We start from the raw sequence: 16,800 nt of genomic DNA on the forward strand, positions 1-16,800 counted from the left end.
GAAATTGAAAAAGTTTAAATCAGCCACAGTTGATTAGGCAGATTGAAAAGGTGAAATGTAAATTATTTTAGGGATGAAATGTTATGGTGATGAAGTTGGTTAAGGCGAAAATGAAAAAGCCACAGGTGAAGCAAGAACCTTTTGGAAAATATCTGGAACGTCGCAAAATTAGTATGCAGCAACTCCAAGAAATGTATGCAATTTATGCGCAATATTATGACAATACCAATTTCCCGCTATTTTTAGATGACTTTAGCAACAAGCATGGGGCGATCCTGATTTTCCACCCTAAAACTCAGGACATTGTGGGTTTTTCTACGATGGCGATTCACCAGTTTGAATTTGGGCATCAGCGTTATACGTTCCTGTTTAGTGGCGATACCGTAGTGAAACGTGAGTTCTGGGGCAACCGTGCCTTGCAGGCGACCTTTGTTAAGCTGGTGATGCGTCTACGTTTTCAGTATCCACGTGATGAGTTTTATTGGCTGCTGATTTCTAAAGGCTATAAAACCTATTTGCTCATGGCCAATAATTACTATGTGTATTATCCAAATGTTGAGGGTAAGCATCAGCAGCTTGCGCCTGTACTGGAATATTACTGCAAGAAGTTTTTCCCTAAATATTATAATGAAATGAGACATTTGCTGAATTTTGGTGAGGACTACCAACCGCTTAAAGGTGAGGTGGCACCGATTACTGCCAAAATGCGTCTGGATAATCCGAAGATTGATTATTTTGCCAAAATGAATCCAACTTGGGAGCAAGGGACAGAGTTGCCTTGTATTGGTTATCTGGGCTGGGGTGACATCATGCGTTATCCGTTGCGCTTTTTCAGTAAGCCGATCAGCAAGGGAAAACTAGAGGCAAGGCTGTGCAATAAACAGGGTGGATGCTGATGGCGATTGCATGGTTGAGTTCAACCGCTCACTTGATGTTGCAATGGTTTTGTCGTGGCGCAGACCAGCGTTTTAAGCAGCAGAACAATCAGCTTGAAGCGGTGCAGCGTCAACGGCTGGCACAGGTATTGGCACAGTCCAGTCTGGCAAAACAGCATAACGTTACTGATTATGAGGGATTTTGTCGGCAATTCCAGCCAACACGCTATGCTGACTGGAAAGCACCAATCCAGCAATGGCGGACACAAAAACAACCCTTATCCGCCAGCAAACTGGTGCGTTATCAACCGACCAGCGGTTCCAGTGAACAGATCAAGTTTATTCCCTATACGCAGGCTTTTTTGGATGAGCTGGATCATGCGATTGCGCCGTGGCTGTCAAGTATGTATCGGCGATGTCCGCAACTGGCACAGGGCAAGCATTACTGGTCGGTGTCATGGCTGCCTGAAAGCCAGCGGGAAATCTTAAAGGATGACAACCTGAATGATGACAGCGCATTATTGGGCATTGGCAAACGGATTTTAGCCAAGTTTACGCAGGCAGTGCCGAGTGAAATTGCTTTTGCTGCCCATGCTGAGGATGCCATGTTTGCCACCCTCTGTTATCTGGTGGCAGAGCGGAATTTAAGCATGATTTCCGTGTGGAGTCCGACCTTTGCCCTGCAATTACTCGATCAACTTCAACAGTATGCGGAAGAAATTGCGCAGGTGCTGGCACATGGACAATGGGGACATCGACAGGACTCATTGCAGGCAGTCAAGGCACCCTATGCGCCACAACGTGCCAAAGTGTTACAGCAATGGCAGCAGGCTGGCGCAACCGATATTGCCCAGTTATGGGAAAAGCTGAGTTTTGTGTCCAGTTGGGATACTGCGGGTTCCAAAAAATGGGCGCAACATTTACAGGCAGCCCTGCCCTTTGCCCAGTTTGAGGGTAAGGGGTTATGGGCGACTGAGGGGGTGGTAACCATTCCCTATGAGGGCATGTATCCGCTTGCCTATCACAGTCATTTTTATGAGTTTGAATATCTGGCAGGTGAACAGATTGGGCAGATTATTCCGTCATGGCAATTGCAAATCGGGGATGTGGTCAGCCCGATTTTAAGCAGTGGCAATGGCCTGTTGCGTTACTGTCTGGATGATTGCCTGAAAGTGACCAGCCTTTTTGGGCAAGTGCCCTGTTTTGAATTTCAGGGACGACGTTTTGGGGTTGATCTGGTCGGTGAAAAATTATCACCTGAAATTGCGCAGCAAGTGATCGCCATGTTTGCTGAGAAACAGCTACAGGCTATTTCTCTATTGGCGATTGAAACCGAACAACCTGAAAAACCGTTTTACTGTGTCTTGATTGAGGGACAATTTAGTCAGGCACAAATGGCACAATTTTCTGCTCAGCTTGATCTACTGCTAAGGCAGAATTTTCACTATGAACTGGCACGGGACTTGGGACAACTCGCCCCACCACAATGCTGTGAGGCTGACAATGGCTGGGAAGCCTACAAACAGTTGGTGATGCGGGATGGCATGATTGAGGGCAATATCAAGCCAGAGCCATTAAAGAAAATCAGTTTTGCCAGCCTCCAGCGTTTTCAGGCGGCCACAAACAGGGAGCATATTGAATGATTAAACTCAAGCTCCTGTTGTTGATGGGCAGTTTAAGCATTGCGCCCACAAGTTTTGCCCTGACACTGGATCAGGCCATTGATGCGGCACTGGATCATGAAAGCCAGTTAAAGCTGAGTCAGTTGAATTTGGCTCAGGGGCAGGCCATGTTGCAACAGGCCAAACAGCAATATGGCCTCAATGTCAATCTGGTGGGACAGTATGGCCATGAAAAGGTGGTGACACCACAAGGGGTGTATGTCCCGACCGAGGGTTCCAGAAATTTTCATGGTGCGGAGCTGCAATTTGACTATCCACTGTATACCTTTGGGCGTTATCGTACAGGTGTCAATGCCGCCAAAATGCAGATGGCGGCCCGTGAACAGGCTATGGCTGGGCAAAGTTCTGGCACGATACTGCAAACGGTAAAAGTCTATTGTCATGTGCTGAAACAGCAGGCCTTACTGGACTTGAAAATCCAGATGCGGTCTAATTTAAAGCAGTCCTTATATGAAGCGGAACGACGTTTTAAGGTCGGCATGATTACCCGAGCTGATTTGGCGCAGGTACAGGCGCAGTATGCACAAGGCATTGCTGATGTAGTCAGCGTACAGTCCAACCTTAAAATAGCGCAGACCCAGTTTAATCTGGTGACGGGTCAAGTGGCACAAGACTTAAAACAAATTGCCAACTTACCCACGATTCCAGCCAATGTTGAAACCGCTTTGAGGCAATTAGAACAACATCCCCTATTACGACAGGCGCAGTATGAACAACAGGCCGCACAGCAACAGTATCGACTCAGCAAATTAGAACTTAAACCGATGTTGATGCTGAATAGTCGGGCGGGTGTGCAGGATTAGCTCGAAACCCTAAACAGCAAAAGTGAAAATTACTCGGTCAGTGCGCAACTGAAAATTCCACTATTTGATGATGGGTTAAATCGCGCCAATCGCTTAAAAGCGTTAACTGATGTTGATCTGGCAAAGCAAAAGGCACAAACCCTTAAACAAAATTTGCAGCAGGACATTCAGACCAGCTATGCCCAGCTTGAAGCCATCCGACAAAATAGGCTGGCGATTCAGGAAGCAGTTCAGTCTGCCACAGTGGCCTTGCAATACATCAAAAAAGAACAGGAAGTTGGTACCAAGACCACCTTTGATGAACTCACCGCAGAACAAACCCTATTCGATATGCAGACCCAGCAAGTCCTGAATGATCAGGATGAGGTGGTGTTAGTTTATCAATTGCTGGATCAGATGGGTGGGCTGAACGCTGTAAATAACAGCAAATGATTTGCTGATAGCCGCCTATGTTTAAAGGAGTAAACAGGATGCAAACGACCGAGAAAAAGGCACCCTATCTGGTGGTCAGGGAAGCCACACCAGAAGATGATCAGGCATTACGCCAATTGGTGGCAGTACCGATGACCACCCGTGGTGTCATGCTGAGCTTTCAGCGTGAGCCCAGTTATTTTCAGGCGGCCAAGGTCATTTATGAGGTCAATGACCATGCGGTGATTGAGGATAAAACCACCAAAGAACTATTGGCATGCTATGGCAATGGCTATCGCCGCTGCTATGTCAATGGGCATGTTTTTCCAATGCGTTATGCCTGTGATTTAAGGGTTGACCAGCAATACCGTGGCAAAACCCTGCTGAAGTTGCTGGGCCAGCATTTAAACGCCACCATGCATAATCCCAACTTTAACCAGATCATTATTTTTAATGACAATTATGCCGCACGTACCGCCTTGCAGACAGGTAGGACAGGATTACCTGACTATTATGATGAGGGATTGGTGGAAACGCTGACCCTGACAGGATTTAAAACAGCCCAGTATCCAGAGATTATGCAGACACAGACAGCGGGTCAGCTTGATTTTTCCAGGGTGAAACGAGTCACTGCACAGCCACAGTATATTGAGCAAATGAATGAGTTTGTGCAAAAAATGGCGCAGTTCTATAACTTTATTCCTGCCTATGATTTTTATGGTCTATTACTAAAAAATGAATATTTTCAGGGCTTAAGCCTACACGACTTTCAGCTTTACCTATTGGACGGTGAAATCGTTGGCATGTTTGGTTTATGGAAACAGTCTGCATTCAAGCAAAGCAAGATTCTGCATTATCACTGGTCAATCGGTTTGATGAGACCACTATATAATTTTTTGGCGAGATGGGCTGGACTCATGACCCTGCCTAAAATTGGTGAATCATTTAAATATCATGCCCTGCATTCACTGTTATGCAATCCCAATGATCTCCTCCTGCACGACCATATGTTGAGGGATGCGTTAAAATTATCCAGACAACAAGGCGTTGGCTGCATTTCATTTACCCTGTCGCATCAGGACCCACGTCAGAAACTGAATCAGTTTTATAAGGGTGAACTGCTTACTGGCATGCATGGTTTTTTAAGCTATCAACAAGACCCAAGACCATTGTTTGACCTTGCACGAATTCCCTATTTTGAGGTGGGACGGATTTAAGCAGATGCAACGTTCCACGTGAAACCTTGATGTTCCTGTTTGGTTTTTGGTTGCTGCTCGGTAAATTTGGCTGTTTGTGAAATGGAGCTGGATTACAATAACCAGCGTAACAGTGCCTGAGTGAATATCCATGTTAAAAAAAATTGCCATGTTTTCATTATTGAGCTGTGTTTCAGCCATCAGCCTAGCCAATGTGGAGACATTAAAAAGCAATTTAAGCAGGCATTATCCCAATATTCAGGTCAGCAACATTCAGGCCACGGAAATGCCAGGTCTATACAGCGCCAGTCTGGATAACCAGATTATTTATCTGGATGAAAATGCGCAATATATGCTGGTTGGATCAATGGTGCGTTTAAAAGACCAGAAGAACCTGACCAAGGATTTACTGCTCCAGCAAAACTCGGTGGACTGGAAGCAGCTTCCATTCAAGGATGCGATCAAAACCGTTAAGGGGACAGGAAAACGTCAGCTTGTCGTGTTTTCAGACCCGAATTGTCCTTACTGTAAAAAACTGGAGGCGGAGCTGGACAAGTTGAATGATGTAACCATTTACACCTTTATCTATCCATTAAAATCCCAATCCATTGCAGTGTCTAAGCAAGTTTGGTGTGACCCGAATCAGGCCTATGCATGGAAAAACCTGCTGCAAAAAAATGTTCAGCCTAAAGAAAAAACCTGTGCCAACCCAATTGAGCGTAATCTGGCGCTGGGACGCAAACTGGGTGTTGAGGGAACCCCTACCCTGATTTTTGAGACGGGTTTTAAACTGACGGGAGGACGCAGTGCAGAGGAAATTCAGCTGATCTGGAAAGAACTGGGATTATAAATAAAACAGCTCCCAATCCATTACAACATGAATTGGGAGTATCAATGGGCTTAGCTTTTTTTGCTGATCAGGTTGTAGATAAATAAAATAATCACCGCACCAATAACGGAGGCAATAAATCCCGCCACCGAATTTTCGCCGTATAAGCCCAGCAAGCGGCCACCGTAGGTTGCCAACAACGAACCTGCGATACCCAGTAGGGTGGTCACGATAAAGCCCGCCTTATCATCTCCTGGGTGTAACGCACGGGCAATCAGACCCGCAAAGAAACCCACTACAATTGCCACAATTAGAGACCACATTGTCTTTTCTCCTTGTTTTAACAACGGTATTTATAATTATCCTGCTTGATTAGAGCAGCTTTTGTCTGTAGTGGATTGCCTACTTATGTCGTATTTTTGTGCAGTCTTTAGCAGGGTTTGATTAATGCGGCGATATAAAAAAAGGAGCTTTTCAGCCCCTGAGTAGAGCACGGCCTTTGGCCGCGCACAGGAATATGGATTTAAAGACCAATCTCACCAATAAATGGCAAGTGACGGTATTTCTGGTCAAAGTCGAGGCCATAACCCACAATAAAACGGTCCTCAACCTCAAAGCCTAAAAACTTCACTTCCAGGTCAATCTCACGGCGTGATGGCTTGCTTACCAGCGTACACAGTTCAATTGAGTTTGGATTACGGGTTTGTAGAATTTCCATCACTTTACTTAGCGTGTGTCCAGAATCAATAATATCTTCCACGACCAACACATCTTTACCGCGAATTTCTCCATCAAGGTCTTTTAAAATTTTAACATCCCGTGATGAAACTGTTGTTCCGTTGACATAGCTGGACACGGTCATAAAATCGAGTTCATGCGGTTTTTCAATGGCACGGCATAAATCGGCCATAAAAATCACTGAACCACGCAGTAAACCAATCAATACCAGTTCCTTGTCACTTTGAGCATAGTGTGCATTGATTTTCTCACCGAGTTGTTTCACTTTGGCTTGAATCTCTTCACTGGAAATCATAATGCGCATTGCAATGGTCATTGGCAGATTCCTAAAACGTAAAAAATGGGAAATAAAAAAGGTGTTGACCTGCAACACCTCGAAATCTTGAGCGAATATGCGAATTTTAAAACAAAATCACCGTTCATGCACCTTTTGATGGTTCAGAAAATGTATCATTTTTCGGCTGATGGCTGTCACGTCTCAGTAGCACAGCACCGCCGATGGCCAATAATATCCACCCAATTTTTCGTTTATTCAAAACTTTAGCTTTGGCTATAGGCTTTTTGTCCATAGATATAGGTTGCCTCAATATTTCGGTCATCGCCCATGGTAAACAAGGCGAATAGGCTATCTTCGATTGATTTTGAACGTGACTGACGCAGTTGCTGCAATGCGGTTGGCTTGAGATTCAACACCACAAAATCAGCTTCCTTACCTACATTAAAGTTACCGAGTTTGTCATCCAAGTCGAGGGCTTTTGCACCGCCCAGTGTCGCATGGTATAGCGATTCAAATGCGGACAATTTATCACCCTGCAACTGTTGCACCTTGTAGGCCTCATTGACGGTCTGCAACAAGCTAAACGAGGTCCCTGCCCCAATGTCGGTACCGAGACCGACCTTAACCTGCTGCTGCCATGTTTTTTTCAATGGAAACAAGCCACTGCCCAAAAACAGGTTTGAGGTTGGACAAAAGGCAATTGCAGAGTCGGTATCATGCATACATTGCCATTCTTGATCTTCCAAATGCACACAATGTGCAAACACCGAACGATTGCCTGTTAAACCATAATGATGATACACATCCAGATAGCCGTTTTGCTCAGGAAACAAATCCTTGACCCATGCAATCTCATCCTTGTTTTCACTTAAATGGGTATGCACATACACATCAGGAAATTCGGCTTTTAACTGCCCTGCCCGCTCTAATTGTTCAGGTGTTGAGGTTGGTGCAAAACGTGGGGTAATCGCATATAAGGCACGCCCCTGACCATGCCATTTTTCAATCAATGCCTTGGAATCGTCATAGGCGCTCTCGGCCGTGTCACACAGTGCTTCTGGTGCATGACGGTCCATCATCACCTTGCCCGCAATTAAGCGCATCTGCTGCTGTGCTGCGGCTTCAAACAAGGCATCCACCGATTCAGGATGCACGGTACAGAACACCAGTGCAGTTGTTGTACCATTTTTAAGCAGTTCCTGTACAAAGAACTTTGCAATCTGTTGTGCATAGACCTTGTCCTTGAACTGGATTTCAGTGGGGAAAGTATAGGTGTTCAGCCAGCTTAACAACTGTTCACCATAGGCTCCGACCATTTCAGTTTGTGGGAAGTGGATATGGGTGTCGATCATACCTGGAATGATCAATTGCTCAGGATAATGCTGAATTTCAACGTTTGCAGGTAAATGCGCTTGGGCATCATCCCAACTGCCAAACCAGCGAATTTTACCCTGTTCAGCGATCAGCACGCCGTCTTCGATATAACGAACCTGATCAATAATATCTTTTGCCTGGGAAACGGTTTTTTGGATATCCAAGAAGCGACCACGAACGACCGTGATGGGAGTAGTCAAAGTCATAACAACCTACAATGTTTTTCGTTGATTGTACCCGATTTTATTCAGCTTACTGGATTATTCGCCTAATTTAGGCCATTAAAACGTATATAAATGTGAGTAATGGATTGAATCAATTCACTTTACTTTTGAGTGGAAATGGGTAAATTGTCAGCAATAATGAGGGTCTGTTGATATTTCACAGATGCTTGCGACAGAGGACATTTTTTAGACGATACAAGGCATGACTTATGAAATTTAGCTATTCTAAATGAGTAAGGCATAACGCAGTAGCGGCAAAAAATGTCCCTGTCCCACTGGGTTATGGCTAAAACTGCCCCAAACTTCGTTATGAAACTTGACAAGGGAGTCGCCATTGCCTACGTTTCATGCCTTGTTTAAGTTGTTTTAGCCTATAACGCAATGCATGGCTGAAATGTCAACAGACCCTACTTTTTTGAGAAAAATACATATGTATTACTGGAATACCAAGGCTTTGGCGCATGAGCTGGCTGAAGATACCTTGAGCAGGCAACACTATAAAAACTATTATCTTGCGGCGGCGTTGGTTGTCAGTGTGGTGTACTACTACGGTATGTATTCCCCTTATTATGATATGCGCGTGATTGGGGTTGAGGCTGCATTGACACTGGTGATTATGGTGATCGGCATTCAGCGTACCTATCAGGCCAATGGTGGCGATGAGGGGATGAACTTCCTGAATCGGATCACTGCCCTATCATTTCCCATCCTGATGCAGAACACAGTGTTTGGGGTTGTCTTTGGACTGGTGTTACTGGGAATTTACCAATATTTTGGCTTGGCACAGACCGCATTTGAGATGTGGTATGAATGGTGTGTCTCTGCCTTTACGATTTTCTTGCAAATTTTATTCTTTACACGTTTGGTGTCGTATATGAAACGAGTGGCGGCGCATAAGATTTAAAGAATTAAAAGATATGAGTAAATTTTTAATTATTCCGATTCAATTGGATTACGGGGCAGAAGGTGCATTGTGGTATGCCCCATATCAATCCTATAAAGAAATTATTGAGTACTGGCAAGCCATGGAGCAAGTAAGCTATCGCTATCCGACCAATTTAAGCCATTTATTTCCTCAAGGAAAACTCCAATACTTTAGAAGTAAAGATATGGGATTCTTTGATGATTTGTATTTTTCTGCGCCACTTCGAATCATGATTGATGATAATTATTCTTCCTTTTTAAAATTTAAGGGTAAAGAATATTTTCATAAGGGGAAATTGTTCTTATAGTTCATGTTAAGGCTTGAATGATTCAATCTGCAAATTACTCCACAAAATAATGCGCGGCAAAATGGGCATCATTGCCAATAATGTCGTAGCAGTCCTCACGAATCGACATGCCTGCACACTGATGTCCAACCATCCATAAACCGAGGGTGGGCAACTGCCCTGCAAATAATGGCGTATCCACCCATTTCTGTACTATATAGCCGTATTTGTCATAGTCATCAAAGTAGAAACTGCCAGATGCAGCGCCGTGGTCCTGACCATCCTGCAACACGCGAATATTGGCTCCCTCCCTCGCCAAAATCGGCTTTTTCACCCATTTGCCAGCAAGGTGTTGCTGAGGGTCAAAGGCACGGGTTTCAAGCAAAAGCGGATGGTGTGGATAGCGTTTCCACAGCTCAACCAAGATGGCCTTGTTGGAAAGCAGCATTTTCCAGCAGGGTTCAATCCAGTTGCTTTGTGCTGTCAGATATTTTGAAAATGACTCTTCCCAGATCCATTCCCATGGGTAAAGCTTAAACAGGTTGTGAATCGGGCGATTGTTCAGGTCAACAAAACCCTGCCCATCCCAGCCGATATTCTCCATCGACAGTTCAGAGACCTGTAGTTGGGCCTGATAAGCGGTATCCATCAGGTATTCCAGATTGCCCCAATCTTCTCGCCCTGCTTCCTGACAGGCGGCAAAATGCACATGGCTACCTCTTGGCAGAATGGTTCGCCAACGCTTGATCAATTCCTCATGGATGCTGTTGAACTGGTCACGGTTGGGAATGCCTGAGACTTGTTCGATCCACAGCCATTGCGCCACAGAGGCTTCCAGCAGGCCTGTCGGGGTATCGGCATTGTATTCCAGCATTTTGATGTTGCGTCCATCATAGGCAAAGTCAAAACGCCCATACAGCATCGGTGCATTGCGTCGCCATGACTGTTCAATGTGAGCAATCGCTGCCTGTGGAATCTGGAAATAATCAGGATAGTTACCGCGCTGAATCAAGTCGCCAGCAATAGATAAACACATTTGATGCAGTTCATTGGCCGCATCTTCAAGCTGTTCAATCTGCCTGAGGGTAAATTCGTAGGCAATGCCCTCTGACCAATAAATTGAGCCATCCAGTGAGGGTAAGTTAAAGTAGTCAAAACCAATCTTTTGGTGCTCAAACTGCCAGTCGGTACGCGGTGCGAGGATTTTTCTTTTCATACAAAATTTCAGTTTTCCTGATCAGCCACCAAATGAAGAACCGCCGCGGCCAAAACCACCACGAACAGGTGAGGAGGCGGAGTAACTTTTTGCTGTGGTCGAAATCATGGGTTGTCCAACACTGAGGTTGCTGCGCGGACGTAGGCTGCTGCCGCGAAAAGACACTTCCCGATTGCCCTGATAATACTGTGGGCCGAGGTAACGTCCAGAACCAAAACCGCCGTAGTAGCGCACACCAGCGCTTGAGCCACCGCTACCCGAACTATTTTCCTCTTCACAGGTTTCAGTGTTCCAGTCGCTTGCACAGTCATATTGGTTGTTGTAGACATCCTGCACCAATGGGCCATCATTGTGGCTACATGCATTGAGTAGCAATGGCACCACCACAAGATTAATTTTTTTAGAACGCATGAGACCCCACTCATTTTAATTGGCCTGAACGACATTGATGTGAACAGCCCTTGTTTTATTATGTTTCTGATTAGGAAAGATAAAAGCTTTAAGCCGCCATATGATATTGATCTGTTTTTTTAATGTACAGTCTATTTTTATGATTTAACTGTTCAGGCACCTGAATTTATCAAATGCCTGAATTCAACTGATTAAGATTGCAACTGCTTTTTATTATGACGTAATGATAGATAAGCGGTGATACTGAGTACCAGTACGATAAAGCCCAATGAAATCCAGATTGGCATGTGGAATACATCCAGCAATAACATTTTTGCACCAATAAACAATAAGATGATGCCCAGTCCATACGGTAGGTAATGCAGTTTGGTTGCGGCACCAGCCAGCAGGAAGAACATGGCACGTAGGCCTAGAATCGCCATCAGGTTTGCGGTCAGGACAATGAACGGGTCACTGGTGACAGCAAAGATTGCAGGGATGGAATCCACCGCAAAAATCACATCGGATGCCTCAACCAGGATTAAGACTAGAAACAATGGCGTTGCCCATAGTAGGCCATTCTGACGCACGAAGAACTTGTTGCCCTCAAGCTGTGGGGTAATCCGCATGTGCCCGCGCAGCCATTTAAGTAATTTAATATCTTCGATATTGGTTTCTTCATCCTGCCCTTTCAGGAACTTAAAGCCTGTATAGACAAGGAACGCACCGAAAATATACAGTACCCAGGAAAATTCCTGTACGAACCAGGCCCCAATAAAGATAAAAATGGTTCTTAGGACAATTGCGCCGAGTACCCCATACAGCAGGATTTTACGTTGCAGTGCAGGTGGAATGGCAAATGCGGCGAAAATCATCAGCCAGACAAAGACGTTGTCAATCGCCAGCGATTTTTCCAGTAAATAACCTGCGAAATACTCCATGGTTTTTTGATTGGCGATGGTTGTTCCGATGGTTTGCTGTAGATAGAGCCACAAACCCCCGCCAAACAGCACCGCCACAGTGACCCAGGCCACACTCCAGTAGGCAGCCTGCCTGATCGGGACATCCTGATCCTGTTTTTGTTTAAAGCCTAAAAAATCGACCAGTAGCATGACCGCCACAATGCCGAAGAACACCACATACAGCCATAGATTGCCGATAGTTTCCATCACAACTCCCTATCTGGCAAATGGACATAAAAAAACCTTGACCAGTTGCCAGATGAATTAAATAAAACATCTGTTTCAACATGATCAAGGTCTTGCCTACATCACCCTAAAGGATGATGCTCAGAGTCCGACTTTTTGCAAAGTGTAATGACGGAGCTCTGACACCTGAGTACCACGATTTCAGCACTGAGATTTGGAGGAGGCTACTCCCCTTGTCAAATTCTGTATGGATGATGACATCCAAAGATGTGCATAGAATTACATACTTTTAAACAATGTGCAAATCTCTATCAAATAAGTCAGGATTAAAAATCTTTAAGATCTCAGTTCGTAAAAACTGGTGTCGTGGATTGTGTTTGACATGCTCATGCCAGTACATGCCCATCCTGATTTTGGGCAGTTCAATCGGCAAGGCATGGATATGCAAATCCGTTGAATAATGCAGATGTTTGAGGATACTTTGTGGAATAGTCAGGATGGCATTCGGATATTGCGCCAGTACCTGCAAGGCGGTTGCATAGTGCTGGCAACGCAGGAAAATTTGACGGGACAATTGTTGGCGGTTGAGATAAATATCTTCCAGTAACAGCCCTGTACGCCGTGAGGATACACCGATATGCGGTGAGGATAGATAAAGCGATAAATCCATTTCAGCCTGTGGGGTACACACTACAAAATGGTCTTCAATCAGGTTTTCAAACTGTAAGTTTTCTTGATAAGGCTGTACCAGATCAATAACAAAATCAATTTGCTGGGCTGCAAGATCAGCCAGCATATTTTTACGGTCCAGCTTGGAACTCAAAAACTGAATATCCAGATTGAGTTGGGTAAAGTGATACACCAACTGGGGAAAAATAATCGGTTCGATTTCATCGTGAATGGCAATTTTCAGGCTGTGTAGCATGCTTGGGTCAAAGTCCTGTTGCGGCACTGCAATACCCTGAATAGTCAATAAGGCGGTTTGAATCGGCTGATAAATCTGTTCGGCATAGGGTGTGGGCAGCATTTTCTGGCCACTGCGGACAAACAGTTCATCATCAAGCTGTGTGCGTAGACGCTGTAAGGCATGACTAACCGCAGACTGGCTGATACACAGTAGTTGCGCCGCTTTGGAAATGCTTTTTTGTTCAAAAATGGCAATAAAAAGCGGATAGAGATTAATGTCAATCCGATGAAAATGTCCCACTTCCAGTGGGCTGGTATTATGAATATGATTCATAGTTATGCATAAAATAAAATCATTTCATTCATAATAAAATTTCGCTTATGGTGATGTAAAGCAGCGAATCAATATTCGCCATATTTTACATTGAGGGAACTGATGATGTTTGCATTATCCGAACGCGCACAGGATTTTATTGCACGAACGCAAGCCTTTATTCAACAAGAAATCGAACCCATTGAAAAAGCATTTGGGGATGAGGTGCATCATTTAAATGTGGATGGTGACTGGACCAAATGGCAATGGCCTGAACAATTACAACAATTGAAAAATAAGGCCAAAGCCGCAGGCTTATGGAATATGTTTTTACCAGATGCTGAGTTGGGTACAGGTTTGTCGGTGCAGGAATATGCGCATATCGCTGAGCTGACAGGACGTAGTTTGCTCGCGCCAACGGTTTTTAACTGTAATGCGCCTGATAGTGGCAACATGGAAGTATTATGGCGTTATGGCAGTGAAGCGCAAAAACAACAATGGCTGCAACCCTTACTCGCTGGAGAGATTCGTTCGGTATTCTGTATGACTGAACCTGCGGTAGCGTCCAGTGATGCCACCAATATGCAGGCCACCGCGGTGGTGGATGGGGACGAAATTGTACTGAATGGGCGTAAATGGTGGTCGTCTGGTTTGGGTGATCCCAATGCCAAAGTGATTATTTTTATGGCCTATACCCCAGACCCAAGCAAAGACCGTCACCATCAACATTCGATGGTACTTGTGCCGATTGAAACGCAAGGCGTGACCATTGAACGAATGTTGCCTGTGTTTGGTGATTATGATGCGCCACATGGACATGGGCAGGTCAGTTTTGACAATGTGCGTGTGCCAGTGAGTAACTTCATTGGTGGTGCGGGACAAGGTTTTGAAATTGCACAAGGGCGTTTAGGGCCAGGACGCATTCATCATTGTATGCGTTGTATTGGCGCAGCAGAAAAAGCGTTAGAGTTGATGATTGATCGTGGTATGTCCCGTAAAGCCTTTGGCAAAGAACTATTAAAGTTGGGTGGGAATTTAGAACGTGTGGCAGAAGCCCGTGTGCAAATTGACCAAGCCCGTTTATTGACGCTGTATGCAGCCTATAAGATGGATACGTTGGGCAATATGGCAGCACTCACCGAAATTTCTGCGATTAAAGTGGTTGCGCCGACAGTCCTACAAAATGTGGTGGATATGGCAATTCAGATTCACGGCGGAGAAGGTGTGTCACGCGATACTCCCCTCACTGCGTTCTTTAATCAGGCACGTAGTTTACGTTTAGCCGATGGACCTGACGAAGTACATAAAGGCATGATTGCCAAACTGGAACTTAAAAAACGTGGTTATGGTCGTGGATAAGGATATAAGAAAATGACAGTGATTGATGTGGGTGGTCAGGTTCGTCATGGTGAGGAACTGGATATTGCAGTGGTTGAAACATGGTTAAAAAATCAGGGTGTGTCTTTACAAGGGCAAGCACAAGTCACCCAGTATTCGGGTGGCGCATCCAATTGGACCTATCGTCTGCAATATGACAACGCCGACCTGATTTTACGCCGCCCACCGAAAGGCACCAAAGCCAAGTCAGCACATGATATGGCACGTGAATATAACGTTCAGAACTATCTTGCACCATTCTATCCAGTTTTGCCTGAAATGCTGGCACTGTGTCAGGATGACAGTGTAATTGGCTGTGATTTCTATGTGATGAAACGGATTGAAGGCATTATTCCACGTGCCAATTTACCCAAAGAATTACAACTGGATGAGCAACAGGTTCAGCAACTGTGTTTGAATGTGCTGGATAAGCTGATTGAGTTGCATCAAGTGCCTTATCAGGGAACTGAGCTGGAAAAACTGGGTAAGGGCGATGGCTATTGCCGCCGTCAGGTGGAGGGTTGGGATGGTCGTTATGCCAAAGCCTTAACGCCGAATGTGCCTGATTTTGCCTTTGTGCGTCAGTGGTTACAGCAACATATTCCAGCCGATTCTAAAACTTGTGTGATTCATAATGACTGGCGTTTTGATAATGTCATTCTCGATCCAAACCAGCCGACCCAAGTGATTGGTGTACTGGATTGGGAAATGGCGACATTGGGCGATCCATTGATGGATTTGGGCAGCGCCCTTGCCTACTGGATTCAGGATGATGACGATGCCCTGATGAAATCCAGCCGTCGTCAGCCAACCAATTTAAAAGGCATGCTGACTCGTCAGCAAGTGGTCGATTACTATCTGGATAAAACAGGCCTACAACCAGAAAATTGGGCTTTCTATGAAGTGTTTGGCTTGTTCCGTTTGGCGGTGATTGCACAGCAGATTTATTATCGTTATTACCACCAGCAAACCGATAATCCTGCCTTTAAGGATTTCTGGATTTTGATTCATGCTTTGCATATTCGGGCGTTAAAACTGATTGCAGCAAACAATGCTGAAGCACAGCAATTGATTCTTGAATATGGCGCAAAACTACAGGATATTTTAAAACGATGAGCACAATTTATCTGGTGCGACATGGACAGGCCTCATTTGGTGCGGCAAGTTATGACCAGCTTTCGGCCAAAGGTGAACAGCAGGCACAGGTGGTGGGTGATTTTTTTAAGCAAACGCTGAAACATACACCGTTGGTGGTGGCGGGCTCAATGCAGCGTCATCAGCAAACCGCACAGTTGGCCTTGTCGAAAAGTTTCCATGATGCATTGATTCAAACCGAATCGGCATGGAATGAGTTTGATCACCAGCATGTGTTTGCCCAATATGAACCACGTTTTAATCAGCCTGAATTGTTAAAACAGGATGTTGAACTGGTTGCTAATCCTCGTGCCTATCTGGCCAAAATTTTTGATGGCGCGATAGATCGCTGGATTGGAGAGCAATATGACCATGAATATCATGAGACTTGGTTGGGCTTTCAGACCCGTGTAGAAACTGCTTTGCAAACCCTGTGTGAGCATCTTGATGCAACCCAACAGCGTCAGGCAGTGGTGTTTAGTTCTGGTGGCGTGATTTCTGTGGCTGTGGGCAAGGTCTTGGGTTTGCATGCCAAACAAATTTTTGCACTGAACTGGTCCATCACCAATGCCAGTATCACCACGCTGCGTTGGGTGGATGGGCGTTTGCAATTACTCAGTTTTAATGAGCATCACTACTTAAAGGCACATGATGCTGAACTTTTAACATGGATTTAAAAAAACAATAGGTGGCAGA

At 45.0% G+C, this 16,800-nt stretch carries 16 protein-coding genes and 1 pseudogene; 10 read left to right on the forward strand and 7 right to left on the reverse strand.

Annotated elements, in window-relative coordinates:
• The first annotated feature begins 89 nt into the window (after nucleotides 1-89).
• From QTA56_RS16820 to QTA56_RS16845, 5 genes and pseudogenes are all read left to right on the forward strand, one after another.
• On the forward strand, nucleotides 90-896 hold the full coding sequence (locus tag QTA56_RS16820; RefSeq protein ID WP_267982164.1) for a hypothetical protein: 807 nt from the start codon (nucleotides 90-92) through the stop codon (nucleotides 894-896).
• Complete coding sequence (locus QTA56_RS16825) at nucleotides 890-2,518, forward strand: GH3 family acyl-acid amido synthetase (RefSeq protein ID WP_267982130.1); 1,629 nt, start codon at nucleotides 890-892, stop codon at nucleotides 2,516-2,518. Before QTA56_RS16820 ends, QTA56_RS16825 begins: the two co-directional genes overlap by 7 nt.
• Nucleotides 2,515-3,792 (forward strand): annotated as a pseudogene (locus QTA56_RS16830) (TolC family protein). Before QTA56_RS16825 ends, QTA56_RS16830 begins: the two are co-directional and overlap by 4 nt.
• 38 nt (nucleotides 3,793-3,830) lie before the next feature.
• Entirely contained in the window at nucleotides 3,831-4,988 is a 1,158-nt protein-coding gene (locus tag QTA56_RS16840; RefSeq protein ID WP_267982132.1) for a GNAT family protein, read from the forward strand.
• Between the two features lie 130 nt (nucleotides 4,989-5,118).
• Nucleotides 5,119-5,817, forward strand: coding sequence for a DsbC family protein (locus QTA56_RS16845; protein WP_267982133.1), 699 nt, complete (start codon nucleotides 5,119-5,121; stop codon nucleotides 5,815-5,817).
• A 50-nt stretch (nucleotides 5,818-5,867) separates the two neighbouring features.
• Here QTA56_RS16845 and QTA56_RS16850 read toward each other — a convergent pair whose 3' ends face one another.
• From QTA56_RS16850 to guaD, 3 genes are all read right to left on the reverse strand, one after another.
• Nucleotides 5,868-6,119, reverse strand: a complete 252-nt coding sequence (locus QTA56_RS16850) for a GlsB/YeaQ/YmgE family stress response membrane protein (protein WP_267982134.1) — start codon at nucleotides 6,117-6,119, stop codon at nucleotides 5,868-5,870.
• 200 nt (nucleotides 6,120-6,319) lie between these two features.
• Nucleotides 6,320-6,850, reverse strand: coding sequence for a hypoxanthine phosphoribosyltransferase (gene hpt / locus QTA56_RS16855; RefSeq protein WP_267982135.1), 531 nt, complete (start codon nucleotides 6,848-6,850; stop codon nucleotides 6,320-6,322).
• A gap of 224 nt (nucleotides 6,851-7,074) precedes the next feature.
• On the reverse strand, nucleotides 7,075-8,391 hold the full coding sequence (gene guaD, locus QTA56_RS16860; protein WP_267982136.1) for a guanine deaminase: 1,317 nt from the start codon (nucleotides 8,389-8,391) through the stop codon (nucleotides 7,075-7,077).
• 448 nt (nucleotides 8,392-8,839) lie between these two features.
• Between guaD and QTA56_RS16865 the strand changes: the two genes are divergently transcribed.
• Both QTA56_RS16865 and QTA56_RS16870 read left to right on the forward strand, forming a co-directional pair.
• Nucleotides 8,840-9,313 (forward strand): hypothetical protein, encoded by a 474-nt coding sequence (locus QTA56_RS16865; protein ID WP_267982137.1) that lies wholly within the window; start codon nucleotides 8,840-8,842, stop codon nucleotides 9,311-9,313.
• A gap of 13 nt (nucleotides 9,314-9,326) precedes the next feature.
• On the forward strand, nucleotides 9,327-9,641 hold the full coding sequence (locus QTA56_RS16870) for a hypothetical protein (protein WP_267982138.1): 315 nt from the start codon (nucleotides 9,327-9,329) through the stop codon (nucleotides 9,639-9,641).
• Between the two features lie 34 nt (nucleotides 9,642-9,675).
• Here the strand turns inward: QTA56_RS16870 and QTA56_RS16875 are convergent, their stop codons facing one another.
• From QTA56_RS16875 to QTA56_RS16890, 4 genes are all read right to left on the reverse strand, one after another.
• Nucleotides 9,676-10,836 carry a glutathionylspermidine synthase family protein gene (locus QTA56_RS16875; protein WP_267982139.1) on the reverse strand — a complete coding sequence of 387 codons (1,161 nt, stop codon included), beginning with the start codon at nucleotides 10,834-10,836 and terminating at the stop codon, nucleotides 9,676-9,678.
• A 21-nt stretch (nucleotides 10,837-10,857) separates the two neighbouring features.
• The gene (locus QTA56_RS16880; RefSeq protein WP_267982140.1) at nucleotides 10,858-11,247 is read right to left on the reverse strand and encodes a hypothetical protein; all 390 of its coding nucleotides are present in this window, start codon (nucleotides 11,245-11,247) and stop codon (nucleotides 10,858-10,860) included.
• A 191-nt stretch (nucleotides 11,248-11,438) separates the two neighbouring features.
• The gene (locus QTA56_RS16885) at nucleotides 11,439-12,395 is read right to left on the reverse strand and encodes a TerC family protein (protein ID WP_267982141.1); all 957 of its coding nucleotides are present in this window, start codon (nucleotides 12,393-12,395) and stop codon (nucleotides 11,439-11,441) included.
• A 268-nt stretch (nucleotides 12,396-12,663) separates the two neighbouring features.
• Nucleotides 12,664-13,614 (reverse strand): LysR family transcriptional regulator, encoded by a 951-nt coding sequence (locus QTA56_RS16890; protein ID WP_267982142.1) that lies wholly within the window; start codon nucleotides 13,612-13,614, stop codon nucleotides 12,664-12,666.
• A 105-nt stretch (nucleotides 13,615-13,719) separates the two neighbouring features.
• On the opposite strand from QTA56_RS16890, the gene QTA56_RS16895 reads away from it, so the two are divergent.
• The 3 genes from QTA56_RS16895 to QTA56_RS16905 are packed head-to-tail and all read left to right on the forward strand — an operon-like array spanning nucleotide 13,720 to nucleotide 16,781.
• Entirely contained in the window at nucleotides 13,720-14,952 is a 1,233-nt protein-coding gene (locus QTA56_RS16895) for an acyl-CoA dehydrogenase family protein (protein ID WP_267982143.1), read from the forward strand.
• Between the two features lie 12 nt (nucleotides 14,953-14,964).
• Nucleotides 14,965-16,086 carry a phosphotransferase family protein gene (locus QTA56_RS16900; protein ID WP_267982144.1) on the forward strand — a complete coding sequence of 374 codons (1,122 nt, stop codon included), beginning with the start codon at nucleotides 14,965-14,967 and terminating at the stop codon, nucleotides 16,084-16,086.
• A complete protein-coding gene (locus QTA56_RS16905) occupies nucleotides 16,083-16,781 on the forward strand; it encodes a histidine phosphatase family protein (RefSeq protein WP_267982145.1) in 699 nt (232 codons plus the stop codon). Before QTA56_RS16900 ends, QTA56_RS16905 begins: the two co-directional genes overlap by 4 nt.
• The last annotated feature ends 19 nt before the right edge of the window (nucleotides 16,782-16,800 follow it).

This window comes from Acinetobacter thutiue (assembly GCF_030385805.1).
In the GTDB taxonomy this organism is placed as follows: domain Bacteria; phylum Pseudomonadota; class Gammaproteobacteria; order Pseudomonadales; family Moraxellaceae; genus Acinetobacter; species Acinetobacter corruptisaponis.